Annotated in this window: 14 protein-coding genes and 3 pseudogenes; 8 read left to right on the top strand and 9 right to left on the bottom strand. The window is 68.9% G+C overall.

Annotated elements, in window-relative coordinates:
* Positions 1-510: 510 nt before the first annotated feature.
* Positions 511-3384 carry a LuxR C-terminal-related transcriptional regulator gene (locus tag ACFWDI_RS27770; RefSeq protein WP_385307822.1) on the bottom strand — a complete coding sequence of 958 codons (2874 nt, stop codon included), beginning with the start codon at positions 3382-3384 and terminating at the stop codon, positions 511-513.
* 2226 nt (positions 3385-5610) lie between these two features.
* On the opposite strand from ACFWDI_RS27770, the gene ACFWDI_RS27765 reads away from it, so the two are divergent.
* From ACFWDI_RS27765 to ACFWDI_RS27750, 4 genes and pseudogenes are all read left to right on the top strand, one after another.
* Positions 5611-7197, top strand: coding sequence for a sigma-70 family RNA polymerase sigma factor (locus ACFWDI_RS27765; RefSeq protein ID WP_385307820.1), 1587 nt, complete (start codon positions 5611-5613; stop codon positions 7195-7197).
* Positions 7198-7714: 517 nt separating this feature from the next.
* Positions 7715-9259: a carbohydrate-binding protein gene (locus tag ACFWDI_RS27760; RefSeq protein WP_385307818.1), complete on the top strand. Its 1545-nt coding sequence runs from the start codon at positions 7715-7717 to the stop codon at positions 9257-9259.
* Between the two features lie 1209 nt (positions 9260-10468).
* Entirely contained in the window at positions 10469-12256 is a 1788-nt protein-coding gene (locus tag ACFWDI_RS27755; RefSeq protein WP_385307816.1) for an ABC transporter ATP-binding protein, read from the top strand.
* Positions 12257-12331: 75 nt separating this feature from the next.
* A pseudogene (locus ACFWDI_RS27750) lies at positions 12332-12937 on the top strand (sensor histidine kinase); the annotation flags it as partial.
* Positions 12938-13624: 687 nt separating this feature from the next.
* Here the strand turns inward: ACFWDI_RS27750 and ACFWDI_RS27745 are convergent.
* The 3 genes from ACFWDI_RS27745 to ACFWDI_RS27735 all read right to left on the bottom strand — a co-directional run bounded on the left by ACFWDI_RS27745 (position 13625) and on the right by ACFWDI_RS27735 (position 16128).
* Positions 13625-14521 carry a M64 family metallopeptidase gene (locus tag ACFWDI_RS27745; protein WP_385307814.1) on the bottom strand — a complete coding sequence of 299 codons (897 nt, stop codon included), beginning with the start codon at positions 14519-14521 and terminating at the stop codon, positions 13625-13627.
* A gap of 315 nt (positions 14522-14836) precedes the next feature.
* Complete coding sequence (locus tag ACFWDI_RS27740) at positions 14837-15067, bottom strand: hypothetical protein (RefSeq protein ID WP_385307812.1); 231 nt, start codon at positions 15065-15067, stop codon at positions 14837-14839.
* Positions 15068-15345: 278 nt separating this feature from the next.
* Positions 15346-16128: a hypothetical protein gene (locus ACFWDI_RS27735; RefSeq protein WP_385307810.1), complete on the bottom strand. Its 783-nt coding sequence runs from the start codon at positions 16126-16128 to the stop codon at positions 15346-15348.
* Positions 16129-16879: 751 nt separating this feature from the next.
* On the opposite strand from ACFWDI_RS27735, the gene ACFWDI_RS27730 reads away from it, so the two are divergent.
* From ACFWDI_RS27730 to ACFWDI_RS27720, 3 genes are read left to right on the top strand one after another with little or no spacing between them, the layout of a single operon-like run.
* On the top strand, positions 16880-17170 hold the full coding sequence (locus ACFWDI_RS27730; RefSeq protein WP_385307808.1) for a DEAD/DEAH box helicase family protein: 291 nt from the start codon (positions 16880-16882) through the stop codon (positions 17168-17170).
* Entirely contained in the window at positions 17071-17316 is a 246-nt protein-coding gene (locus ACFWDI_RS27725) for a hypothetical protein (protein ID WP_385307943.1), read from the top strand. The genes ACFWDI_RS27730 and ACFWDI_RS27725 overlap by 100 nt, the downstream gene beginning before the upstream one ends.
* Entirely contained in the window at positions 17303-17455 is a 153-nt protein-coding gene (locus tag ACFWDI_RS27720) for a hypothetical protein (protein ID WP_385307941.1), read from the top strand. The genes ACFWDI_RS27725 and ACFWDI_RS27720 overlap by 14 nt, the downstream gene beginning before the upstream one ends.
* On the opposite strand, the pseudogene ACFWDI_RS27715 reads toward ACFWDI_RS27720, so the two are convergent.
* Positions 17455-17777, bottom strand: a pseudogene (locus ACFWDI_RS27715) (IS5/IS1182 family transposase); the annotation flags it as partial. The gene ACFWDI_RS27720 and the pseudogene ACFWDI_RS27715 overlap by 1 nt on opposite strands.
* A 180-nt stretch (positions 17778-17957) precedes the next feature.
* On the opposite strand from ACFWDI_RS27715, the pseudogene ACFWDI_RS27710 reads away from it, so the two are divergent.
* Positions 17958-18071: pseudogene (locus ACFWDI_RS27710) on the top strand (transposase); the annotation flags it as partial.
* Positions 18072-18400: 329 nt separating this feature from the next.
* Here the strand turns inward: ACFWDI_RS27710 and ACFWDI_RS27705 are convergent.
* From ACFWDI_RS27705 to ACFWDI_RS27690, 4 genes are all read right to left on the bottom strand, one after another.
* Positions 18401-18943 (bottom strand): DinB family protein, encoded by a 543-nt coding sequence (locus ACFWDI_RS27705; RefSeq protein WP_385307806.1) that lies wholly within the window; start codon positions 18941-18943, stop codon positions 18401-18403.
* Positions 18944-19274: 331 nt separating this feature from the next.
* The gene (locus tag ACFWDI_RS27700; RefSeq protein ID WP_385307804.1) at positions 19275-19715 is read right to left on the bottom strand and encodes an OsmC family protein; all 441 of its coding nucleotides are present in this window, start codon (positions 19713-19715) and stop codon (positions 19275-19277) included.
* A 401-nt stretch (positions 19716-20116) separates the two neighbouring features.
* Positions 20117-23509: a hypothetical protein gene (locus tag ACFWDI_RS27695; RefSeq protein WP_385307802.1), complete on the bottom strand. Its 3393-nt coding sequence runs from the start codon at positions 23507-23509 to the stop codon at positions 20117-20119.
* Between the two features lie 127 nt (positions 23510-23636).
* On the bottom strand, positions 23637-23768 hold the full coding sequence (locus ACFWDI_RS27690) for a hypothetical protein (RefSeq protein WP_385307800.1): 132 nt from the start codon (positions 23766-23768) through the stop codon (positions 23637-23639).
* Positions 23769-24084: the final 316 nt, after the last annotated feature.

Below are 24084 nucleotides of genomic sequence, written 5' to 3'. Positions count from 1 at the left end.
GAGACCGCCCAGCTCTGCGTCGCCTTGGAGACTCTTCCCGCAGGCTGGGGGCGATCGTGACCTTCACGCCCGGCACAGCGAGCGTGATGGCTCCCACGCTCGACCTCGTACTCGGGGCCACCTGCCTGGGCAAGACGCGCCTTGGGGGTGCGCTCGCGGCCGCCGCGGGCGCACATTGCCCGGTCGTGGCCCTTAGCCGACGGGATCCCGTTGGTCGGTGTGACCTGCGGTTGTGCGTGTGTGTGCTGGTCATACCCGGGCGAGGGGATCCCGTGACTCGGGCGGGTGGTGGTCGAAGACATCTTCCTGGGTCAGGGCCGTGGACGCTTGTGCAGGCAGTCAGTGGCCGGCCAGCCGGCACCTTTCGGAATGATCGGGCTGATCGTGTACCGCCTCCCTGGGGGTCAGATTGCCGCACGGGGTTGCGGATATCGGCGTGCCCCAGTGCGCCTGTGCGTGTCAGCACCCTGGGCCTCCTGTCGGCGGAGGACTCTGAGAACCGACCGTTGCTCAGCTTTCCGGTTCGCTGTTCTTCCGGTCTTTGACGGCAAGATCCTGCCGGGAGACGGCACCCAACTTCCGTAGTGCACGGGCGACATGCTGCTCCACCGTCCGCGGGGACAGGTGCAGGGTGGCCGCGATCTCGCGGTTGCTCAGGCCGGCCCCGGCGAGCTCTGCGACCTCCTCCTCGCGCGGTGACAGCCGTTCGCCGTAGCTGGGCCTGCCCCGGGGGCGGCGCCGCTGGGCACCCGGATGGGCCCGCAGTTCCGCCCGTACGCGAGCCACGTCCCATGTCGCGCCAATGACTTCCAGCTCATGTGCCGCAGCGGCCAGTTCCGAGACGCCCGCAGCGGTCTGCGGGCCGCCCGCCACGGCGCACCGTCCGCAGGCCTCCGCGGCGAGCGCCGCCTCGTAGGGCCGGGGAAGCGCCTGGTAGCGGATGCGGGCACGCCGGAAGCAGTCGGCTGCTTCGGGGAAGTCGCCGTCCGCCTCGGCGAGCACCGCCCGGCACCACATCAGTGCTGCGTAGGCGGCCGGCGCCTGTCTGCCCTCCATGCCTGCCGCGAACTCTTCCACCATCTCCCGTGCCGCGTCCCGGTTCCCGGCCCGAGCCGTGGCTTCCACAGCCCATGGAGCCAACTCGGCCGCCCACACCCATACGGCCTTGGCCCGCAGCCTTGCCCATGCCTCAGCCGCCTCCCGGGCGGCGCCCGCAAGGTCCTGACGGGCCATCGCGAGCCTGATGCGGCCACCCGCGGCCGCCGCGGTCAGCGGGACGGCGCCGTCCTCTCCGACCAGGCCGGGACCGGAGAGCCAGGTGTCCGCCTGGCCCCACTCGCCCTTCGCCAGGGCGAGCAGGCCGAGGACCAGCCGTGTGTCGCCCGCGACGGCCGGCATCTCGGCCGTTTCCGCCACCATCGCGCGGGCCCGGGCGGCCAGGCCCGCCCTGCGGCCGGTCATCATGTCCACAACCAGTGACGTAGCCTGGGTGAACTGCTCTGTCCACGACGCACCGCTTCGGGCCGCCAGTGTCATGGCCTCGGCCTGCAGCTCGCGGGATCGCGCGTACTCACCGAGCCAGACGGCGGCATTTGCGGCGCTGCTCAGACCATTCCCCGAGGCATGCAGAATCCGGAGATCATCGCTTTCCCGGGGAAGTTGCTCCAGATGCCGCCACCCGTCCGGATCACCCACACAGACCACCACGGTCATCCGGGTCACCGCGACCTTTGCCTGGACCATCCTGTCCCCGCTCCCGGCCGCTGTTGCCTCGGCCCGCGCCAGCCAGGCGAGATTTTCTGCCAGTGATCCGCCGGGCCAATAGGGGACCCCAAGGGATGACATCGCCCGCGCCGCCAGTACCGGATTGCTGTGCAACTCCTCAGCTGCTCGTTCGAGTTCGGCACGCGCCTCGGCGCTCCGCCTGACCATGTGCATGAGGCTGCCGAGGTTGAGCCGGATCTCGCCACGCGCGGCGGTGGGCAGCGCGGGGTCGTCGACCACCCGGCGCAGTACCTCGACCGTCTGGTCGGAGCGCAGCCCCTTGAGTGCAGTGTGGGCGAGCAGAAGGGCCAGCCTGGCCCGGTCCGACGGCGCGACTCCGGGATGTGCCAGCGTGTCCTCGAGCAGCGAGATCGCCGACTGGTGATCCCCTTCGCCGATGGCCTCACGCGCGGCGTTCTCCACGCTTTGAAGCCAGTCCGCGATCCGGCCGGACGCGAGTTGCTGGCGGGCGAGGCGCACCCACGGCACCGGACGCCGTGCCGCCAGGGCCTCGGCCGCGTGATCGTGCAGCTGCCGTCGCACCGGGCCGGGCAGCAGCTGATGCACGGCCGTGGCCTCCATCGGTACCCGGAAGCCGTACCGGCCGAGCCCCAACTCGTTCAGCACCGCTTCGGACAGCGCGGCCGTCAGCGCCGCACGGCCGCCCTCCGCCGACAGGCCCGCCATGAAGGTCAGCTCGTCCTCCGTCGCGGCCTCGTCGAGCACCGCCGCCGCCCACACCACGCGCCGCGGCTCCTCGTCCAGCGCCGCCATGCGGCCGACCACCAGCTCGGTGAGCCGCTCCGGCACCGCGGCCTCGTCCACGTCCCTGGCGGTCAGCCGTCCCTGGCCGAACGCCGCGGCTCTCGCGCCAGGGAGCGGACCGCCCGCAGTGCTGTGCCTCAGACCGGCGGCTGTCTTCACCTCGGCCACCAGATCGGAAACCACCTGCGCGTTTCCGCCCGAGCGCTCATGAAGCCGGGCGATGAACCCCTGCGAGCAGCGGTCCTCGCCCAGCGCCTCCATCGCCATCCGGCGGACCTCAACCTCGCCGAGCGGCCTGAGCCGTAACCGTACGAGACTCAACTCGGCCGGGTACCCTACCGGCGCACCCAGGACCAGCCCAGGACGGGCCAGCTCCTCGGGCCGATAGGTCAGCACGGCCCTCAGTCCGGCCGGGGGATGGGCCAGCACGGTACGCAGCGCGCGCGCGTCCCGCTCGTCCGCACGGTGCACGTCCTCGGCCACCAGCAGCACCGGAGCACCGGTGTCGAGCGAGGCCGCCAGCTCTCCCAATGAAGAGGCCGTGAGCGTTCCCGGCCACGGCGGCGCCGGGGCGGCGGCCAGCCGTCCGCCGGGACGGCGTACGGGCCCGGCCTCGGCCACCGCCGCCTCGGTCCCTTTCGGGTAGGCGGGCTCCCGGACGACACAGGCCCCCGACGCCGTGAACGTCACGTTCAGACGGGGCGCCCGGCCGAGCTCCGAATGCGCGAGCAGCCACCTCACGAACCAGCTCTTGCCCGTCCCTGCCTCTCCACCGACCAGAACCAGCACCCTCGCGTCCGGCGCGGCCAATGCCAGTGGCTCGCGTACCGCCGTGTCCCACTCGCTCTCACGCATCACGGTCCCCCTGCCTTGCTTCGTGCCTGCCATGACGCTGTTCCGGGCGCAGCCGGTTCAACACCCGTAGCGCCGGGCTTTCTTACGTATAGATGCGCTGGGGGGCCTGTCCGGAGGCCAGGGAACCGGCCAGACTTATAGGTGGACCCGTGGTTGCGTATTGACGCCGGGACGGACGCTCCGGGTCGTGCTCAGGTACGACCACTTCCACAGCTCACGGCAACGCTGCTTCGCCGAAGACTGACGGACAGGTCATTCGACCCTCATGTGTGGCGTGAGAGGAGGACACAAGCGCGCTCCTGAGGGTCGCCCGGGCCCGAATCCGAAACGCTCGGACTGCCGGAGTTCCGCGATGTGATGAGGAAGCTGACTCTGCGGCCCGAGGCACCCGCACCGCGGGTCTCACCGCCCATCTCCGCTCCTGTCCGGCCTGCACGAGCGTCTACACGGCGTGTCTCGGCTCGATCTGCCGCTCGAAGCGCGGCTGCCGGTACGGCTGGTGGGGTTGACGCGCCGTCGGTGCGGACGCGGGTCGGCAGCGCCGAGCAAGCCGGGATGGTGGGAGACGACGACGCCGGCACCAGCTTCGGGCGTCTGTACAACGCGGCACCGCCGCCACCATCGACAAGATCGCGCACACTCAGCGCCTTCGAGGCTCGGGGCAACGGGATGAAGCTCAAGGTCGGCGCAGCAAGAGGTAACCGTCCCGGTCGATGGCTGTCCGGTAGCCGCGGGCTCGTGCAGCATCGATGTCGCGAGCTTGTTGGTCAGGTGAGATGGGCCAGCCCTGCGGGGTGGCGGTATCGACGACGATCCATTCAGGGACGGGTCTGCGCGGGCGTACAGCAGCTGGTGCACCGTCCTCGCCGCCACCGCGGCCGGCACCCGGGTGACGGCCGGTATCCCCGTCATTGAGCCGGACGCGAGCCGGGTTGAGGTCCGCGAGCACGGCGGTTCGACACGCTTCGGGAAATTTCTTGGGTATGGGTGATCCGCCATCCCCTTATTGCCGATCCCCAACCGTCCGCGGTGAGATGAGAGCGCACGGCGCTCCACACCGGAACACTGGCCCACAGGGCGGCGCTGGTGATTCACGACCTGAACTCGCCAGCTGCCCGATCGCCGGCGCGCGGACCGGCACCCCGGACTGCCGATCGCCCGGGTTCAGATCCGGCTCGCGGCGCCGCTGCCCTGTCGCCGGACCAGGCCCCCGTGCACCACACCGCCGGGCGGCTTCCGTACCCGTTCTTATGTCACCCAGTCACCGACCCCTGTTTTCATGGAATGCGGAAGGCTTGGCTGCTCCATGGTCGACCACCAGGACGAACCGCCCACTGATGCCGAACTCGTCGCCGCCGCTCTGAGGAACCCTGTATCCGACGCCGCAGTGGAGGAGTTGTACCGGAGGCATCGTGAGCCGGTCCTCTCGTACGCGTACACCTGCCGCCATCATCCGCGGAGCACCGAGGATCCAACCGCCTGCGCAACGGCGCCAGCGGTGAGGGCATCGACCATCACAGAGGCATCCAGCGATTGCACCAGAATGCCGTCAACATCGCAGTCCCCATGGGCCCGTGCCGAACCACGGGGGAAGGGCGGCTAATCCGCATCGATCCCCTCTCGGGGACGAGCGGCGACGACAGTTGTCTTCTTCGCGTCGAACTCCGCGCCGGCGAGCCCGGGCACGAGATGCAGCTCGGCATGCTCACCTGGTTGGGAGGGGAACGACCCGCATCCGGATCGGGGCGCGCCGGTTGTGCTCACGTGCAACCGCTACGGCGCCGTACGGCTCCGCTATCTCGTCGACGGCCGGGCACTCGCATCGGACGCGCCCTTGTACACCTCCGTCAACTCGTCGGAGTGACGCACGGATTACCGGCTGAAGAATTCCATCGCCTCCCACGGCTGTCACCTGCCACCGGAGATGAGTGGAAGACGCCTATGCAATTACTCCTCGGCTCGCGACCGCTGCAGCAGCCGCTCTCCGGCGCTGCCATGGTACTTGCTGTCGCAAAGGCCATCTCGAGCTGTTTAGGCTTCTTTGCCGCCGCCGCTACCCCGCCGAAGTGAATCACCCAAAACGCTTCCACTGGCATTCGAGCATCGGTCACAATGTCACTTCCGCCTCATCGAAAGGCCTTGCTAAGCATGTCCGGTGATAGTGTTGACTCCCTGTCCGACGCCGAACTCACGGCAGCAATCAGAGAGTTAGTATCCGAAGCTCCGGTGGAGGAGCTGTACCGGCGGCACCGTTCGGCGGTTCTGTCTTACGCGCGTACGTGTTGCCGTGATCCGCACACGGCCGAGGACCTGGTCTCGGAAGCCTTCGCCCGCACGCTGCAAGTGGTGCGGTCCGGGGGCGGTCCGGAGGCCGCCTGGCTCCCGTATCTGCTCACCGTTGTCCGCCGCGTCGCCGCGGAATGGGCGGTCACATCAAGGCGCACCGAGCTGTCGGCCGACTTCGAGGAGTGGCTCAGCAACCTGCCCGACAGTCCCGAGGCGGGGAGCAGCGAGGAGCGGATACTCCGTCTGGAGGACAACAGCCTCGTCATCCGCGCCTTTCGCTCGCTGCCCGAGCGCTGGCAGGCCGTCCTGTGGCACACCGCCGTCGAGGAGGAACCCGCCTCGAAGGTCGCTGGCCTGCTCGGCATGGGCGCCAGCGGGGTCGGCTCGCTGGCGTCCCGGGCCCGGGAAGGGCTGCGCGAGGCCTACCTGGCCGTGCATGTCGAAAGCGCCTCCGTGAGCGAGGAGTGCCGCCGCTACAGCTCCCTGCTCGCAGCCGCGGTGCGCCGTACCGGCCGTCGCTCGAACAAGGACCTCGACCGGCACCTTGTGCAGTGCCCGCACTGCCGTCACGCGCTGACCGAACTCACCGACCTCAACGAGCGGCTGGGCTCGGCGCTGCCGACAAGCGTGCTGCTGTGGGGCAGTTCGGCGTATGTGGCAGCCCGGATGGCCGAAGCCGGCGCGAGTGCCGCTGGTGCGGCCTTGGCACCCGGCACACTGGGCGGCGGCCTCTCCCCGAACGGTGGTACGGGGTGGTGGCCACCGGCCGCGGACTCCCCACTGCGCTCGGGCGCGTTCGCCGGTGGCGTCGTCACCGCCCTCGCGGTCGCCCTCCTCGTCCTGCCCATGCCGTTCGGCGACGACGGCACCGAGTCCTCGCCCTCGCAGGCGGCGCCGGCCGTGACGGAGGTCGAGCATCCTCCGCCCGTCACGGTCACGGCCACCCCCTCCCAGCAGATCCCTTCCGGCCAGGCCCGGCCGGCCGTCCACGCATCGGGGAAGCCGGCCAAGCCGTCTCCGACCGGGGCCGGGCTCGGGACCGTCACGTGGTCGGGCACCCTCCGCAACCGGGGAATCACCGCGAAATGCGTCGAGCCTGCCGGCACAGCAATCGTCCAGAACACATGCGACGGCAGCAAGGACCAGGTCTGGCAGTCCGTGTCGTCCAAGACCAGCAAGGACTACAGCCGGCTGCGCAACGCCGCCACCGGCGAGTGCATCGACTACGGTGCAGCGACCTACCACTCCGGAGCCACCGGCAGGGACGTCATCGACGTCGGAATGTGCCCCTGCCGCACCGAGGGCGAAGGGCAACTGTTCCGCTTCGACCTGTGGTGGGTCGAGAACGACGGCAGCTACCTGGTGCGCGCCGACCGAACGGACGGCAAGCCCTGGGACGAGATGGTGCTCGGCATGCAGGCCTGGTGGGAGGGCGGCGACCCGCCGCCCGAGACGAACGCCCCCGTTGTGCTCACCTACAACTACTACAACGCCACACGGCTCCGCTATTTCGTCGAGGGCAGGTGACAGGGCAGGCCGGGCCGGACCCCCGTACGAGCCCGTCACTCAACGGCACATGGGCCCCACTCGGCAAAGCCTCGGCAAAGCAGCGGGATGGACGCAGTCGAACACCCTCTTCTCCTGTGACAAGCCAAACACGCATAACGAGGGGGACTCGGTGGCACGAAGCGTCCTCGCGCACCACGTCCACCAGCGCTTCAGCGATGCGCCCTGCGTTCGATGGGCGCGGAGAACACTGTCCGTTGCGACCAGACCGACGCCGCGTCGGTCGCCGCAATGCCGGTTCCCGAGGCGGGTTCAGCACATTGGGTTTATGCGGTCATGAGGTCCGCCATCGCGGCCACATGGCGTACATCACGGGGGGTGTCGCAGGCGATACCCGCGTCGGCGCTACCGAATTCACCTAAGCGAGTATCACCACATTTCCTTGCCGGCTGAGGAGCAGCGTCTCAGTCGGCAGGGAGGGTGGCGCCGTGACGGAGTTCACCCATGGCACCACCGGACTTGAGTGGAAGGCTCCTCAATGCAATTGCTCTTGGGCTCGCGACCATCACAGCAACCTCTCTCCGACGCTGCTGTGATGATTACGTTGCGCAAAGGCCAGATCGAATTCTTTCGGCATCTCTACCGCCGCCACTACGCCGCAGTGCAGGCATACGCCTCCCAATGCGTGAGAGGTCCGCTGCATGCGCAGGAGGTGACGTCAGATGTCTTTGCGCACCTGCTCCAGCAGATGGTGTCCGGCGAATCGCTCATCGAGCGTCGTCATCCGGGATGCCTGCGACCCCAGTTACTGGGAAAGGTCCGCACCGCCGCGATCAATCGCTGGCACCGGGAGCGCGACACGCTGTCGCCGGACTTCCGGGCCTGGGTCGCGGCAGGATCACGGTGGCCCTGGGGCGAAGACGGCCAGCTGGCTGTCGCGTACGAGCGCCTCCCGGCCACCACCCAGTGCCTGCTGTGGCACTCGGTGGTGGAACGGGATGATCCCGCGTTCACGGCACGCATCACGGGCCTGGATCACCATGAGGTTCCGGCTGCGTGCGACCAGGCCATGACCGCGCTGCGCCAGGTCCGTGCGGACCTGTACCTCGAGCGGCTGGAGCGTCCGGACTGCAGGGATGTGATCGAGTGGCTGACCCAGCGGCCTGAGGCGGACTCGGCCGAAGGATGGGGCCATCTCCGCGCGTGTCCGGCCTGTGCGGCTGTTTACAAAGACCTGTCCCAGCTCGACGAGCAGCTCGAAGCGCAACTGCCGGTACGGCTGTTGGGATGGTGGACGGGACAGCGATACCTGCGTGCGAAGGCCGCCATCCCCGTACCACTGGGCGATCCGCCGTTCCTGGCAAGGTTGCTGGAGCGAGGCCGGGCCGATGCCTCCGCAGAGCCCTCGCGTGCATGTCGGGCCACGGCGGCCACCCGGGGGAGCCGGGGGAGCCGGGGAAGAAGCAGGGCAGCGTCCCTGCAGTCTCCTCGTCACTCCCGGGCCGCTGTCGCGGTGGCGGGCTTCCTGGTCGGCGTTGGCGCGGGCGTGCTCCTGCTGACCGCTTGTGACCCGCGGCTCGGAGCGCACGTACAACCGCCCCCTACGTCCGGACCTTCATCTGCCCCGGACGACCCGCCGTCACAGCAAGCAACACCTCCTCCTGCGCTCTCGGCCCGATTCCCCGTCCAGGTCAATGCGTACACATCGCAGCAGGGGACAAGCGCCGACTCCGACCCCGGTGCCCGTGCCCTCGGAAGCTCTTCTGTCCTGCGTTACGACCGGGTCGATTTCTCCACCGTCCGAGACACCCTCGCCGTGGCGAGGCTCGCGGGGCCGTCGGGCGGCGGTGCCCGGTTAGAGCTCAGGCTCGATTCCCCTGCCCGACCACCGCTGGCACAGATCAGTCCAAGTGCCGACGGTTCCGTGAACGACATCTCGGTGCCCATCACCCCCGTCGAGGGCGTGCACCGTGTCTACGTCACGGCGCACTGCCCGACGACCACCGATCGATGCGTCGAACTCTTTGCGTTCGGTGCCGCACCGTCGCTGTCTGGGGCTCTACTCGCCCTTCACCGTCCATAGGGGGCGTCATGCCAATCATCCGTGGCCACCACCGAGCAGCCACGACTTCCTTGTTGCGTGCGAAGAGGCCGACCTGGTGGAAGCCGAAGGGAGTGAACCTTCTCGGGCTCACGTCGGTGTCGGCCGCGCTGCTGCCACTCACCACCCCGGTGGGGGGAACCGCGAACGCCGGTCCGGTGAGCGCGTCGTGTGCCGCTCCGGCGGTGGGCGTCGCGGCAGTTCCTCATCACCACGCGGCGCCGACGGCGGCGATGAGGCCCGCCGCCGCTCGATGCGGACCTCGTCAGTATCGACGGTGCGCGAGAGGTCATCCGTATCGCAAAGCCTGATTCGCCCCGCCGCGTCGGCGGATGCTGTTGTTGCGTCCCTTCCTTCAGGCGCTTAAGCGCTGATTCGAGTCGCGCCAGGGACAAGTCGAGTTTCCCAGAGGAATGCTGGTCGAGAGAAACCTCGACCGGCATTTCTGCGTTGCCCGGGGCGGGACGTGCGCACATGCGGAAGCGACGCTCCGTCAGAATCCATAAAAATTCCATGAGTTCCGTTGAGTGGGTCTGGATCCGCATCCGTACTATCAGGTGACGGTTGCCAGTGATTCGGCCCAATGAGGTCGTCATTCGAGGCAACCGGAAAGTGGGGCCTGACGGCCCCTGAGATTCAGCATGGAAAGGAAGAATGAATCATGGGATTTGATCTCTTCGGGCGCGTCCAGCAGGGTGCCGGGCGTGGCAAGCAGGCCGCCGGGCGCTGCCGGCGTGGCGCTGGTCAGGGCGTGCGGGGCAACGGCCGCGGCCAGGTCCGCGGGGCAACTGGCGCCCGCAGGCGCGCCTGCCGGTAACCGTTCTGCGGATACGAGAGATTCCAGTCGGCTCCGGCAGTCGACGGCCCTGCGGATGACAACGCCGGAATTCTCTCCGCCCGCCTGACAGGGAGTCGGAGATTGATACCGTCAGCACCTCTCACGGTCATCAACTCCGATTACCGAAACGAAAGGGACGCGGCCGCAGCATGAATTGCTGCGGCCGCGGTCTGCCGGGGGACGGCTCGACTTCAGCACTCCAACCCAACACCGGTTGTTATATGCGCCAGATGAACAAATCAGCCATGCCCACAGTCGCAACCACACACGGACAGCGTGTCCGTCACGCGAGAACATCGCCCGTTGCCAGCTTCAAGGAATTCTGGCCATTGGCCCGGAAGAACAGACCCGCCATGGCGGCGACCTTATTGTTGCTCATGCTCTCCGCGGGTTTCCAGACAGCCTCCATCTGGCTGGTTTCCTACCTCACCGACAATGTGCTTGCCGGTGGCAGGGTCTCTGCGTTCTGGCTGCCCGCCGCGACATGGCTCGCCTTGGCGGTGCTCGGTGGACTGGCGGGATTTGCGGGCGGGTACCTCGCCGACTGGGTGAGTGAGCACTTCCTGCTTCAGTTGCGTGACCACACCTTTCAGCACCTGCAGAAGCTTCCTCCGGACTATTTCGGAAAGCGTGGGATCGGCGACCTGGTGGCGCGGCTGACAGGCGACATCGAGGCCGTGGAGTCCCTGGTCACCTCCGCTCCGGTAGCAGCAGTGACCGCCATGTTCGAGATCATGTTCTTCACCGTCGCTGCCTTCTGGATCAGCTGGCCGCTCGCCCTGGCGACCGTCGCTGCCGCGCCAGTGTTCTGGCTGGTCGCTCGTGCCTTCTCCCAGCGCATGCGGACCGTGACCCGGCAGGAGCGAGACAGCAACGGACAGCTCGCCTCCCTGCTGGAAGAGAACCTGACCAACATGTCCGTCGTGCAGGCATACAACCGGCAGGAAGCAGAGCGCGCACGGGTGCACCGCGAAGGGCGGACATGGATGCGTGCGAATCTACGCCAGGCGCTCCTGGACGGTGCCTATCGGCCCCTCAGCGGGTTTGTCGAAACCCTCTGCGTCCTGCTCATCATGGGCATCGGAGCCTGGCAGATCTCTGCTGGGCGGCTCACCATCGGCGGCCTTCTTGCCTTTTCGGCATACGTCGGACATCTGTATCCGCAGTTGGAGCAGGTCAGCGCACTTTTGATCCAGATGTCGTCGGCGACGGCTGCAGCGGAACGCGTCCTTGAGGTGCTTGCAGCTCGGCCCGTTGACCCGCCCGCGGACGGTCTCGTCACCGTTGATGACGGTCCTGCTGAACGCATTTCCCTTGACAAGCCGCACCTGAGGGAGGCCCGTCCGCGGCGACGCACGGCCGTTGGGTCCCCTCGGGGCTCCGGCAAGCGCCCGACGGCACCGCACACGCCAAGCCTCGACCGGCCGGATCCGTCCGAAGTCCTCGCATCGGTTCGTGGCTCGATCGCCTTCGAAAGTGTCAACTTCTTCTATCCCGGTGCAGCACGACCATCGCTCTGGGAAGCCTCGCTCACCGCTGCACCCGGTCAGCTCGTTGTGATCACGGGACCGAGCGGGGCCGGCAAGTCCACGATCGGCAAGCTCCTTCTACGCTTCTACGCTCCCTCGGCCGGCCGCATTCTTCTCGACGGTCTGGACATTGCCCCGATGACGGCGGCATCACTGCGCCGGAACGTCTGTCTCCTGCCGCAGGAAAGCATGCTCTTCGAGGGGACGATCCGGGAGAACATCGCCTACGGTCGCCCCGACGCCGACGATGAGCAGATCACCGCAGCCGCCAAGGCCGCCGACGCGCACGATTTCATCAGCGCCTTACCTCACGGGTACGCCACCTCGGTCGGCCGGCAGGGCCAGTTCCTCTCCGGAGGGGAACGCCGTCGGCTGGCCATCGCACGTGCCATGATCCGTGACGCACGGATCCTCGTCCTTGATGAACCCACTACGGGCCTGGACGACGAATCCGCAGAGCGGATCACCGAACCCCTTCGCCGCCTGACCACCGAGCGCACCACATTCCTCATCACTCACGACCTGCGACTGGCCTCTTACGCCGACACCATCATCGAGGTGGATGCAGGAACGTTGACGACGATCCCTCCGCGGCCGGCTTCCGCTCCCTGACCCGCGTGCAGGACATCCCGGTCAGCTGCCCGTACGAAGCCGGGGCCCCTCTCGGCCGTAGCGCCGCGCTACGTCGGCGGTGAAACGGCGGCAGAGCTGCTGCCGCCCGGCCGCCCGACCGGGATGGTACGGGACCGTATCCGGAGCATGCACCGACTGACCGAGGATCTCCTGGAGATCTCCCGCCTCGATGCGGAGGTGGAGCAGGCCGACATCGAGGTTCATCAACTGGGGCCGCTGGCCGAGCGTGCGGTGCTGGCCACCGGGCTGCAGGCCGAGGTCCGGATTGAGCGGGACACCCGGGTGGGGAGCAACCAGCGCAGGCTTCAACGCGTGCTGGGAAACCTGGTCTCCAATGCCCACAAGCATGGCCATCCGCCGGTGGTTCTGACCGTCGACGGCCAGGCCATCACCGTGCGGGACCACGGGGACGGCTAACCCGGGCATGTCCTCGGCCACGGCTCCCAGCGGTTCAGGAGCCAGTCCGCAAGCGGCAGGAGGACCGGTCACGGTCTCGGGCTGATTATCGCTGTGGGGCAAGCCCGTGTCCTCGGTGCCACGCTGCGGTTCTCGAACGCACCTGACGGCCGAGCCGTCGCCGAACTCGTAATCTCCCCGCCGAGCCCGGAACAGCGGCTCCAACAGCCAACGGACCCAGGCAACTCCCGCCCGAAGGCGTAGTAGAACGCTCACGGCTTCGCGCACCGCCACAACCGCTTGAATAGCGCTCGCCGATGGAGTCGGCGGCGTGTGCGGGGAGCGGCTCGCAAGCGCCGGGCCATGGGGAGAAGCGAAGTGTTGGTCCGCGCGCCTTGGGAGGTGCGTGGGGTGCTGTTGATGGCGTGGCAGTGGCGGACATTGTTCGTTCCTGCCGAGTCGGTTCACAGCGCCACATGGGACCGGCGTCGGCACAGAGGCGGTGCGTTGGAGCGGGAACAGCCGGATGGGTGCCGCGTGGCCCGTGGGTACAGGGGCGGTGTGTTCGAGCCGCTGCTGACATGAGGGGACGGGTCCCTGCACCTGAGGTGCCGGGACCCGCCGTCATGTCGCTGGGGCAGGGCGCGTTGCAACCCAGCGTGTACGACCCCGATTCCGAGAGGGAGCGGGCCTGGTAGGTGTGGTGGCCGCTGGATCCGTGGTGGGTGGGCCTACCGCGAGACCTGCTGGTCGCGACGGTCTGTCAGGTGGTTCCGTTGCAGTGCCGCAGCGCGAGGCTGAAGTTGCTGCCGCTGGGCCCGGAGAGGCCGGCGCGGTGTGTGCCAGCGGCAATGAAGGAACCGCAGTCGGGCTGGTAGGCGGAGCCGTTGGTCAGGCTGCCGGTGCGCGACGCCTCGTGGCTGGTGAAGGCCTGTCCCCGGGCGCCGGCGTTCAGCTGACCTTGGAGCTGATGGCCCGTTCCATCGTGGTGAGACCGATGTGGTTGAAGGGTTTGTTGATGTTGCGCATGAGGGAGTCCTGCGACGGGCGGTAGATGCCGCGCTCGTAGTAGCGCCCGCCCTGGTAGGCCCCGATGACGCCGCCGTCGGGGGTGTTCCGTCCGAGGTAGGGCGCCCACTTGGCCCCGCGCGGGTCGGTGGTGACGTTCCGTTCCCTGGGTTCACCGCCCGGGTTGGTGGTGCCCGGTGTGTAGTACTCGTCGGCCAGGCCGCCTACGGAGTGGCCGAGTTCGTGGATGGCGATGCGGCCGGACTGCGCGTTGCCGCCGGAGGCGGTGGCGAGGCTCGGGTAGCCGGCGCCGCCGTACTTGGTGGCGTTGCCGACGGCGACGATCGCGTCGACGCCGGGGGCCTGGGCGGCGTACGCCTGGGCCTTCGACTCGTTGAGACAAAGCAGCCGCTCGAGACCCTCGCAGAAGAAGCGCATGTCCAGGGCGGTGTCACGGTTGATGCCCGGAGAGGGGTCGTTGTCCACGCCGGACTCGTTGGACCGGACGTTGACCAGCCACACGTTGATGAGCCGGCGGTACTTGTTCCACGGGGCCGTGGCGGCGATCTCGTTCCACTTCGCCTGTGCGTGTTGACGCAGCAGCCCCGTCTGTGAGGCTGTGTAGCCGTCACCCACGATCACCATGTCGAATCGCGAGGCAGATGGTCCGGTGTTCTGAAGGGCGGTCACCTCGGCGGCCGCCGCCTTGGCGTCGGCCGCCGCGGCTGCGGTCTTGACCTGCTTGGATATTTTCACCCGGGTGATGGTGCCGTCCGGCGAGAACACCTCCCGCCCTTCGGTCGGCTCGGCGATGCCCGGCGCCGCGGCTTTCGGCCGCATGTCCTCAAACGCCGGACGGGCTGAAGAATTCGACCCCTCCGGGGTTTGAGGAGCGGGGGTCCATCCCGCAAGCATGGCGGCGAATCCCGCAGCACACAGCATGGCCACGGCCAGTAAGATTGAACTTCGTCGGCGCATCAGCGCTCCTCCTTGTACGTTAATTGGTGTGGGTGCGGCAGTACTTCGGCGGCCAGCCGCCGCCATGGGCGGGGTGCGGGGCCGTGACGTATCAGCGGCGTGCGGCCCGCACCCCTGTCGGTCCCTCCTGACAAGCCCTCTGGCTGAATGGGAGGCATCGGGGCCGAGCCCCCTGCGTCACCGGCCGAGGGGCGTCTTCACCGCGCCTGGCACGGCAGGAGGGTGCGCGGCCGGGTCGACGTGCGTGCGTGTGGCGTTGGGTGCCTGACGTCGGGCGTATGCGGCCCGGCAGCGCACCGCCGTCGCCCAGCAGGGCCGCCCTGAGGCATCGGCACGGTCCAAGAACCGCTCGACGACCTCATCCACCAGCTCATCGGGCTTGACCGCCGGATTCTCCTTGTCGCTCACGTCCGATCCGGGAGGCCAGGGGCCCACGCGAGCCCCCGGCCGACCTGCCACCTCACGGACTTGGACGATCTTTCAGATACAGCCCCCGGAATCGCCACCTCACTCCGGGGGGCGTCCTGTTGTGCCGAGTCGTACGCGTCTCAGGACCTCCTTTCCGGTGTCGTGCAGTTGCCTCCGTTTGGATCGAGGTGAATTCCGAGTAGTGCGGAGGTGGGTGACCCGCTCCCGCCCCAGGGGACGGCGAGGCGGGAGCGGGAATACCCGGTGCTATTCTCGAGCTATCCGACGCGCTCGACGCGCACGTTCCGGATGACGTTCCTGCCCGGTTCGCGGACTTGCTCGAACGCCGCATTGTTCAGCAGCACACAGCTTCCGGAGGGCGAATTCACCTTGACGGTCGTCGACCTGTTGTTGTCGAGGTTTGTCACCCTCAGCTGCGTCCCCGCAGGGAACTGGTTGCTGGATGCCGCCGGTGCACCGCCCTCTCCGGACAGTGTCACCGTCGACCCGGCACAGACCACCCGGCCGGCCTGGCGGCGGCCCGCCCCGTTGCAGCCTGCGGATTGCTGCTGCTGCCTGATCTGACGGATCGCCGCTGTCGAATTGGCGATCCTCGCCCGGGAGTTGACGTTGGGCTTGGCCCGCTCATTGGCGATGAACCGCTGGTGGTCCGCCTTAAGCCTGGCCAGCCCGTTGCACCTGCCACGGCCGCCGCGTTGAGCGCCTCCTCCCTGCCGGTCTCCGGGTGGGACGGCCTGGCGGCGGCCCGACCCGTTGCAGCCTGCGGATTGCTGCTGCTGCCTGATCTGACGGATCGCCGCTGTCGAATTGGCGATCCTCGCCCGGGAGTTGACGTTGGGGTTGGCCCGCTCATTGGCGATGAACCGCTGATGGTCCGCCGCAAGCCTGGTCAGCCCGTTGCACCTCGACGACTCGTTGCCCTGCCGCTGGCCGGCATTTCCGGTTCCGGTCATCGCGAATGCCGCACTACCGACCAGTGCGGCGGTGCCGACTAGCAGGACGATTTTCTTCTTCTTGGTGATCATTCTCTTTCGGGACACTTTCCACTCCGTCCTCGATGGCGAAACACGGTTCGGATTCGATCCGTGTGCCATGGAGTACGTGTCGATTCTCGATTGCGTTCAGAGCCCCATTTGATTTTTCTTCGCGCCCCGTGGATTGCGCCCGAAGGCAGGGGTCATTGAATCCGGAAGGGTCGCACAGGAATTGACGGAACGCACCCTTGAGCGAAATCTCGAACGTCATGCGTGACTTCGAGAATGAGCTGGGGGACGCCCAGAAGGAATGTGTAATACCGTGACACGCTCTCCCGCCGGAGAGGCGGAACGCCGCGGCGGGATCGGCATCCGCCTCCTCGGTCAACTCCCCGTGCGTCTGGGGATGTCCGGGCGGCAGTGGATCGACTCGGTGAGTCGCAGCCGCTGCTCGACGTTGTGCATCAGGACGCTTCGGGCCATCGGGTTCCCCGCAGATGTGTGTCGATGGAGGGCCGGTCATAATGAAGGACTGTGTCCGGCCCCCGCCGTCCCGCCTCTTTGTCGATGCTTTACCAAACCGGCTCCTGCATCGCTGAGTTGACAGGGTGTGTACGGGCCCCGCCTGTCTCTCACCGGCCCTCGACCACGTCCTCGACTCCCTGCGCGCCCACGACCGCACCGTCGGACCGATCAGCCACGTCCCCGAGCTGCGCCGCCGCATCACCCACCGGCTCCACGTCCGCAAAGACACCACCGCGCGGCCGGATGCCACAATGCTCCGGTCGCTCCCGCCGACCATCCGAAAGCACCAGCCATGGCCACTGCCGACCTCGAGCTTCGGCCGCACCCGAAGGACGCTGTCACCGCAGCGGTCAAGACACTGCGTACACATGCCCGGGCGTGCGGTACGGGGAAGACCCTGATCGCCGCCAGCACGGCGTTCCGGCTGGCTGCCCGAGGCCGGGTTCTGGTTCTGGTGCCGACGCTGGACCTGTTGTCCCAGAGGTGCGTTCCTGGCACGCGGCCGGCCGCAAAGGCCGGGCGGTCGCGGTCTGTTCGGCCCGCCAGGCCGTCGAGCATCCCTCGGCCGGCGACATCCCGATGACCACGGATCCGGCCGAACTCGCCGCCCTCACCCCCACCGACGCCAGCGCACCGGTCACCGTCTACGCCACCTACGCCTCCCTGCCCACCCTCCTGGCCGCCCACGACAGCCACCACCTGCCCGCCTGGGACCTTGCGGTCGGTTGACGAGGCACACCGCACCGCAGGCCGCCTCGGCAAGGCCTGGGCGGCCATCCATCACGACGCCCAGATCCCCGCCGCCCGCCGCCTCTACCTCACCGCCACCCCCCGCATCTGGGACCCCGACAACGACCCCGTCCCGTAGCGGGTGGCGATGCCGCGCCACTGCTTCAAGCGGTTGATGCACCGCTCGACGGTGTTGCGCTGCTTGTAGGCCTCGCGGTTGAAGGCGGGTGGCCTGCCGCCACGGCTGCCTCGGCGTAGCGGGTGGCCCGGCTGGTCCGCCCGAACGGGGATCACCGTCCGGATACCGCGGTTGCGCAGGTGCTCGCGGATGGCGCATGGCAATGTGCGTCGGCTGCGAGGTGAATCTTCGTGGTCAGTCCGCCGCGGGACCGGCCGATGGCATGGTCGTCCGGCTCGCCGGCCGGAGCCCCGTTACCGCTTTCGTGGCCCCGCGATGGGGTCCAGGCCGCCGGACCCGGCATGACTTGGGCCCCTTGTCGACCATGGTCGAAAAGTGGTGTCACCGGGCACCGGAGGTATTGGCAGACCGCTGATCAGGGGCATGACCGCTCATCCCGTTCTGGGTGAAGCAGGCCTTCGTAACGTGGATGCTGGCACGCTGATGCCGAGGGTGAGCCCGGGGAGCACTGCCACTGGCTGTCGCCCGCGACGCGGGCTGCCGTGTCGCCTACCTTCCCGGCCTGACGATGCGACGGATCGCCGACCTCTACCCCGGCGAAGCCAAGACCGATGCCGGGAGCTTGAGCGGCAGCGACCCAAACACATCGGCAACGAACTCCGATAACTCACCCCGGAGCCGTTCCACCTCCCCGAGCCCCATACCAACCACCATGCCGGTGACCAGGCAGGATCGGCAGAGGTAACGAAGCACTACTAGTTGGCGTCGCCACTCGCCCATACAGCCGGCCTGCTATGGCCCAGCCGCAGTCCCTTTGAGGTACTTGCCTCCCCGTTGATGCCGCTCTTGGAAATTACTCACCTGGCGTTCTGGGGGTGATCAAACCTGCTCAGTTGATCTCCCCATCCTACGAGTGATCTTGATCGGTGTGTCGGGGTGCAGTGATCATTGGCCTACTCGGCCGTCGATCCGCTCGCGCAGGAGGTCGGCGTGGCCGCAGTGTCGCGCGTACTCCGCGATCTGCGCCACCAGGACGTCGCGAAGCTGCTCGTCCCCACCGGGTTCGGGGCCGAGGTCGGAGAAGCCGGCGTTCCGGGTGCCGAGTTCGGTGACGCCGGCCAGGTACTGGTCGGTGAGTTCCACCTCTGCCCGCCACTGCCGCCGGGCGTCCTCCACGACCGCCGGGTCGGCGATCGCGCCGTTGAAGTCGCCGTCGCGGTCTTCGTCGGTGCGGTACAGCTTCGGCGCGTCCTCGCCGGCCATCACCCGGCGAAAGTGTCGTTCCTCCTCGGCCATGTGCCGCACCAGTCCGAGCAGGGACATCGTGGACGGCGGTATGGAGCGCCGGGCCATCTGTTCGGCGTCCAGGCCCGCGCATTTCATTTCCAGGGTGAGGCGGTAGTGGCGCAGATTGTCGAGCAGGATGCTGCGTTCATCGACAGTCTCGACATCGGTCTCGCGCGGGTCGTCGTCCGGATCAACCCACATGTCAGGATGGATGGTTGACTGCGTCCATCGAGTCTCTGCTGGTTGATTGATGTGCTCACCCTCGTCCATGTGGGGCATCGTCGCGCGCATCGACACTGTCCGCCACCAAATATTGGGCATCTGCGTCAGCTGGCGGCAGGCACCTGACACGCGATCAGCAGGTGTGGGATAACCCTTACATCGCCTTGAAGTGCGCGGAGGTTGTCGCGAGACTCGGGCAAGGGCTGCCTGCTCCGAGGCCACCGAGGTTGCATGCTCGCATCCTGGTACGACCGACAGGGACCGGCCGCCGAGGCGCTCCAGGCGGGAGACCTCCCCGATCGGGCAGGCGTCAGGTGCCCGTGACCGTCGCGGTGACGGGCGTACCGATCTCGACCGTGCGGCTGACGGTGCAGAGCCGGTTGTGGGAAGTCTTGACCGCCCGGGGGAGGATCGCGCGGGCGCGGTCGCCGGGTTCGCCGTCCGGGAAGGCGACGGAGAAGGTGACCGCAAGGTCGGTCATCCGGTTGCCGAGCTCGTCACTGATCTTGTTGCCGGTCACGGTGACGGCGAACCCGGTGGGCTCCGCGTGGCGGGCGGTGGCCACATCCACGTCGGCTGCGGTGCAGCCCCCGATCGCGGCGAGCAATAGCTCGACCGGGGTGAAGTCGGTGCCGCCGTGGGCATCGGAACTGGTGCCGAAGTTGATCGTGCCGCCACGAGTGTTCGTCGCCGTGAAGTGGCCCGTGCTGGTCCGCTCGATGGTGACGGAGCGCAGGGTGTTTTCGGTCATGCCGAGGACACTAGTCGTGTGGGATGCAGGGCGTCGCGGATGTCCTGTGATGTCGTTCGCCAGTGTCGAGGGCTGTCCGGAGCCGAGGCGCACGGCCCGATGTGGGTGCCTGGCGACATTGGAGGGTGCCGTGATCGGCATACCGGACTTGCGCATGTAGCCGCCGGGTCAGCGCGGCGGCGCGGTTCGGCTTCGCGGATCCATCGTCCGGTCTGCTCCAGGTGCGGGAGTGCACGCCCTGCGGGAAGCGGAGCGTCTGCAGCTGGGCCTGAAGTTGGGGCAGCAGCGCCTGCAGGCAGCGGGCTTGCCGGACTTGCTCGAGCTGGAGCCGGCGTTGAGCACGACCGCCTCGGGTCACACCGGCCCGTGGCGGTCGGTGGGCGAGGTCGGCTGTCCGGCTGTCATTCCGCCTCCGTGACGGTCTGGTATGCCTGGTGGCGTACGTCAGGGTGCGGGTGCCTGCGCAGCAGGCGCAGCAGCGACCGCCACTCCTCGGGCCAGCCGAGGCTGTTGCCCGTTCCGGTCACCAGCCCGGCCGCCAGAAGCCCGGTGACGGTGCCACCGTCCCGGGCGAGCCGGTCGGCCGAGCCCAGCAGCGACCCTGTGTGCTGCGGCAGCGCGCGGTGCACCCAGGAGGTCCGCAGTCGGCTGGCGGTCTGCACCGCGACAGTCACTCCGGCGTCCTCCAGGGCCTCTGCCAGGTCCCGCAGACCTGAGAGGAGCGCGGCCGGCTCGGCGTTGCGGTCGACCAGTCGGCTTAGCAGGTCGGCGCGTTCGGCTCCCAGCAGCGGTTCCGGTGCCAGCTGCCTGGCGACCGCCTCAAGCATCTCGGGTCGTTCGCCTTGGTCGGAGCATAGAGACACCAGTGTCCGCAGCCGCTGGAGCGCGGGCAGGTCGCGGTCCTCCAGCGCGTCGCAGCCGCCCTCGGGTTCGTGCATGGCAGCCAGCAGCCCGGCCACTGCACCGTGGTACACACTGCCCTGGGCCGCACCGCCCACGGGGTGGGGGAGTTCGGAGGCGGCCAGGTCGCGCAACACCCATGCCGCGTACGGCCAGTGAGTGCGACTGCCGAGATCGCAGACCGAACGGGAGAGCCGGCCGGCCAGTGCGGGGGCGTAACGGGACCACATACCCACGGCCCGCAGAGGGCCGTAGCTTGCGATGCCGTCGAGCGACGCCAGGCACGCGTCGTACGCCGCGCCGACCACGGTGGCGTACCGGCGGCGATGCACATCGGCCAGTTCCCAGGGCGTGACCCCCAGGAAAGCCTCGAGCACGGGCGAGGCGTCGTCGCGGGCGGCCTCCTCGAGGAGGCGCCAGGCCTCGGGCACGCCGAGCAGCGGCGGCAGTGCGCGGACGACTGCGCAGCGCACGTCCGGGTGGCGGTCGGGAGCGTGGAAGGCACGCGTCAGCAGGGCTAGTACCTGCTGCGGCGGCAGGAAGCGAGCCGCGAGCCGTACGGCCTCCTTGCGGGAGGTCACCTTCGCTGCCTGCTCCCCGGTCAGCAACGCGCCGAGCGACAGGGCGAGTTCGGACGGGGCGGTGAAGCGTGCGGCGCGTGCCGCCGCGTACACGGCGACCCGCGCCCGGTCGCTGCCGGCCTGCTCCAGCAGCACCGGCAGGGCGTCCTGCGGCCGGTCGGTCCAGGGCAGCGCACCGAGCGCCGCCTCCGCGACGACCACGTCTGCGTCGTCCTTGTGCTTCATCGCCAGGGCACGCCCCAGCTCCGGAATCGGTGCGGCGGCCCGGATCATGGCGGCCCGGTCGTCGAGCGGAAGGGAGTCGTCAGAGGCCGCCTGCCCGGCGAGCAGTGCCGCCGCCCGCTGCTGGCGGGGCAGCCAGCGGTGGCTGTTGCCGAGGTCCGGCAGCGGGCACCGAGCGCCGCTCACCAGGAAGCGACCGTACGGCGGGGTGTCGTCGAGCAGCGCGTCCAGCAGATCCGTACGCCGTCTGGCCAGCACGCGCCGTACGGGCGGCAGGACGACCGCCGACGGTTCGAGCGCGACGATCCGGGCCACCCGTTCGTCGCGGGTGGCCGGTGCGGCCAGCCACAGCTCCGCAGCCGCCTCGAACGTCTCGTCGTCGCCGCGTTCCAGGGCAGTGGCCAGCATGTCCTGGAGCCCCGGCATCAGTTGGGCACGCGGCCCCAGCGCGTCGGCCAGGCCCAGCAGCAACCGGAAGTCGGCTCGCCCGGCCGCGGCCTCGAGCCAGGGGCGCAGCGCCTCGAACACCTGGTGCTCCTGACCTCGGCGCAGGACCCGGTGCAGCGGGCCGAAGTCGGGTACGCCGACCCGGCCCGCGATCCGCTCCAGGGTGCGCAGCGCCCACGGCCGCAGGGCCGATTCACCGTCCGTTGCGTGCTCGACCAGCAAGCGCTCGGCGAGTGTTCGCACCGCCGCCCGGCTGTCGTCCGAACTGTCCCGTGCTTCCAGGGCGTCGACGGCGATCCGGTCCAGCGGCCCGGCGTCATCAGAGCTGAGCAGTCGCGGGTGCACTTCGGCGAGCGCGCCGAGCGCTGCGGCGCGCACCGGGTCCTGCTCGTTGCGCAGGCGCCCCATCGCGGTCAGCAGTTCGGTGACTGCCAATCGGCCGCCGTCCCGGCCGGCGCACGCCACCAGAAGCGGCCAGGCGGCGGCCCGGTCGCCGGCGTCGGGCCGTCCGACCGCGGCGAGCAGCGCGGAACGCGCCTCACCGAACGGCCCGTGCGCGAGGGTGTCCAGGTCGTCCCACAGGCACCAGGTTTCGCCGGTGAATTCGGCCGCCGCCCGCCGCACCTCCGCCCAGCGTCGTTCGCGGGGCAGCAGATCGAGCACGCCCAGAGCCGGCTCCCCCCGCGTCCCGCCGGCGGTGACCGCATCGAGGAACGCCGGGCGCTCGCCGGGGGCCATGGCCCTCAGCAGTGCGGCGAAGTGACCGCCGCGGTGCAGCCAGTGGCGGCCCAGCGTGGGCAGCGACGCAGGCGCGGCCCGTACCAGCCTGCGCAGCACTCCCGGCGGCGGTATCGGCTCGTGGCGCTGTTCGTGGCGGTCGGGGGAGGTGATCCAGCGGACCACACCCTCGGCGTCGGCGGCTACCAGTGCGCCGAGTCCGCTGGTAAGGGAAGGCGGCAGGCTGTGTGGCCCGTACTGCTCCAGCAGTGCCAACACCCGCCCGGGGCGTACCGGCGCGAGCGCTGCGACCGTCGTGGCGTTCAGGCGCCACCAGTCCTCCCGCTGCTGTCCGCCGGCACGGTCGGCCAGGGCAGCTTCGGCGTGGTCCAGCACCGGGTCGGGATGTCGGCGTGCGAGCCCGGTCCAGCTGTCGACGGCGTGCGCGAGCCCGGGCAGTTTCTCTGACACGAAGGGGGTGGAGCAGGCCGGCAGCAGTCGAGCGGCCTCGGCGTCGCCCCACTCCGCGCGCAGCCGCACCACCAGTCGCTCGGCGAGCGCGGTACGTCCACCGGAGGCGAGCAGCCGGGCCAGCCGGTGCCGCAGGGCGGCCGGTGCGTCGTCGTACGCCGCCTCCACCGCCGCGTCCGGCACGGGGAGGACACGTGCGGCGCGCAGGGCGTATCCGGCGACGATCGGGTCAGGGTCGGCCAGCCGCTCGGCGAGGAAGTCGGCATCCTGTCCGGCGGAGGCGGCCAGCGCCGCCAGCCGCCGCTCGTACGGCCCGCGCGCGTCCAGGTCGGTGAGCAGCGCCCTGAGTTGCCCGTCGTCCGCCAGCCGGCGGGCGGTTCGTGCGGTGAGGGAGAGGCGGGCGGGGAACGGCAGTGGTTCAAGTGCGGAGAGCAGGTGCTCCGCAAGGTTCGACATACGCCGATTGTGTCCTGGGTAATCCGTTCGTGCGATCGATTATCTGAGCAGCCTCTGTGTGAGCTGCGGCTCGCCGCGCGGACGTCGGGCTGCGGTGCCGGGGCTGGGGGGAGTGTCAGGTGAGGCTTTAGGGGCGCAGGATTGCGTCCAGCTGGTCGGCGGTGAGCAGACCAGCTTCCGCGACGAGGCCCTTGATGCCGCGGCCGGTGGCCAGGACCTGACCGGCCAGGGTGGAGCGGGTGGCGGTGATGCAGCTCATCGACGTCTGCGCCACCGGCAACGCCCGCGCTGCCGGCGAACTCTCGGGGCAGCACTGGTCCGAGCTCGGGGACACATCAACCAGCTCTTCGAAACGAACCAGTTCGCCGAAGCAGCGACCTCGTAAAACACTGAGGCAGACCTGAAGCCGGTCTGCCTCTTCGCCGACGACGCAAGCTTCGCCGTGATCCCTGGCGTCGGGGAATCGCTCCGCTGACGGCCTGAAACGCTCTATACCCTGCGTCAAGAAACGAAGTGCTGCTACCACGGAGTGGCTAGTGGTCCCGCGCAGGAGGGCTGCGCCGCTTTGGCTACTG

Origin of the sequence: Streptomyces sp. NPDC060064 (assembly GCF_042736455.1) — a bacterium.
GTDB lineage: Bacteria > Actinomycetota > Actinomycetes > Streptomycetales > Streptomycetaceae > Streptomyces.
Note: the sequence above shows the minus strand (reverse complement) of the source record. Positions and strands in the feature narration are given on the sequence as shown.

Bases quoted from the DNA above. Each gene is read 5' to 3' on its own strand.
- ACFWDI_RS27770 (WP_385307822.1), bottom strand. From the start codon at position 3,384: ATGCGTGAGAGCGAGTGGGACACGGCGGTACGCGAGCCACTGGCATTG.
- ACFWDI_RS27760 (WP_385307818.1), top strand. From the start codon at position 7,715: ATGCAATTGCTCTTGGGCTCGCGACCATCACAGCAACCTCTCTCCGAC.
- ACFWDI_RS27755 (WP_385307816.1), top strand. From the start codon at position 10,469: ATGGCGGCGACCTTATTGTTGCTCATGCTCTCCGCGGGTTTCCAGACA.
- ACFWDI_RS27745 (WP_385307814.1), bottom strand. From the start codon at position 14,521: ATGCGGCCGAAAGCCGCGGCGCCGGGCATCGCCGAGCCGACCGAAGGG.
- ACFWDI_RS27730 (WP_385307808.1), top strand. From the start codon at position 16,880: ATGGCCACTGCCGACCTCGAGCTTCGGCCGCACCCGAAGGACGCTGTC.
- ACFWDI_RS27705 (WP_385307806.1), bottom strand. From the start codon at position 18,943: ATGTGGGTTGATCCGGACGACGACCCGCGCGAGACCGATGTCGAGACT.
- ACFWDI_RS27700 (WP_385307804.1), bottom strand. From the start codon at position 19,715: ATGACCGAAAACACCCTGCGCTCCGTCACCATCGAGCGGACCAGCACG.
- ACFWDI_RS27695 (WP_385307802.1), bottom strand. From the start codon at position 23,509: ATGTCGAACCTTGCGGAGCACCTGCTCTCCGCACTTGAACCACTGCCG.
- ACFWDI_RS27690 (WP_385307800.1), bottom strand. From the start codon at position 23,768: ATGAGCTGCATCACCGCCACCCGCTCCACCCTGGCCGGTCAGGTCCTG.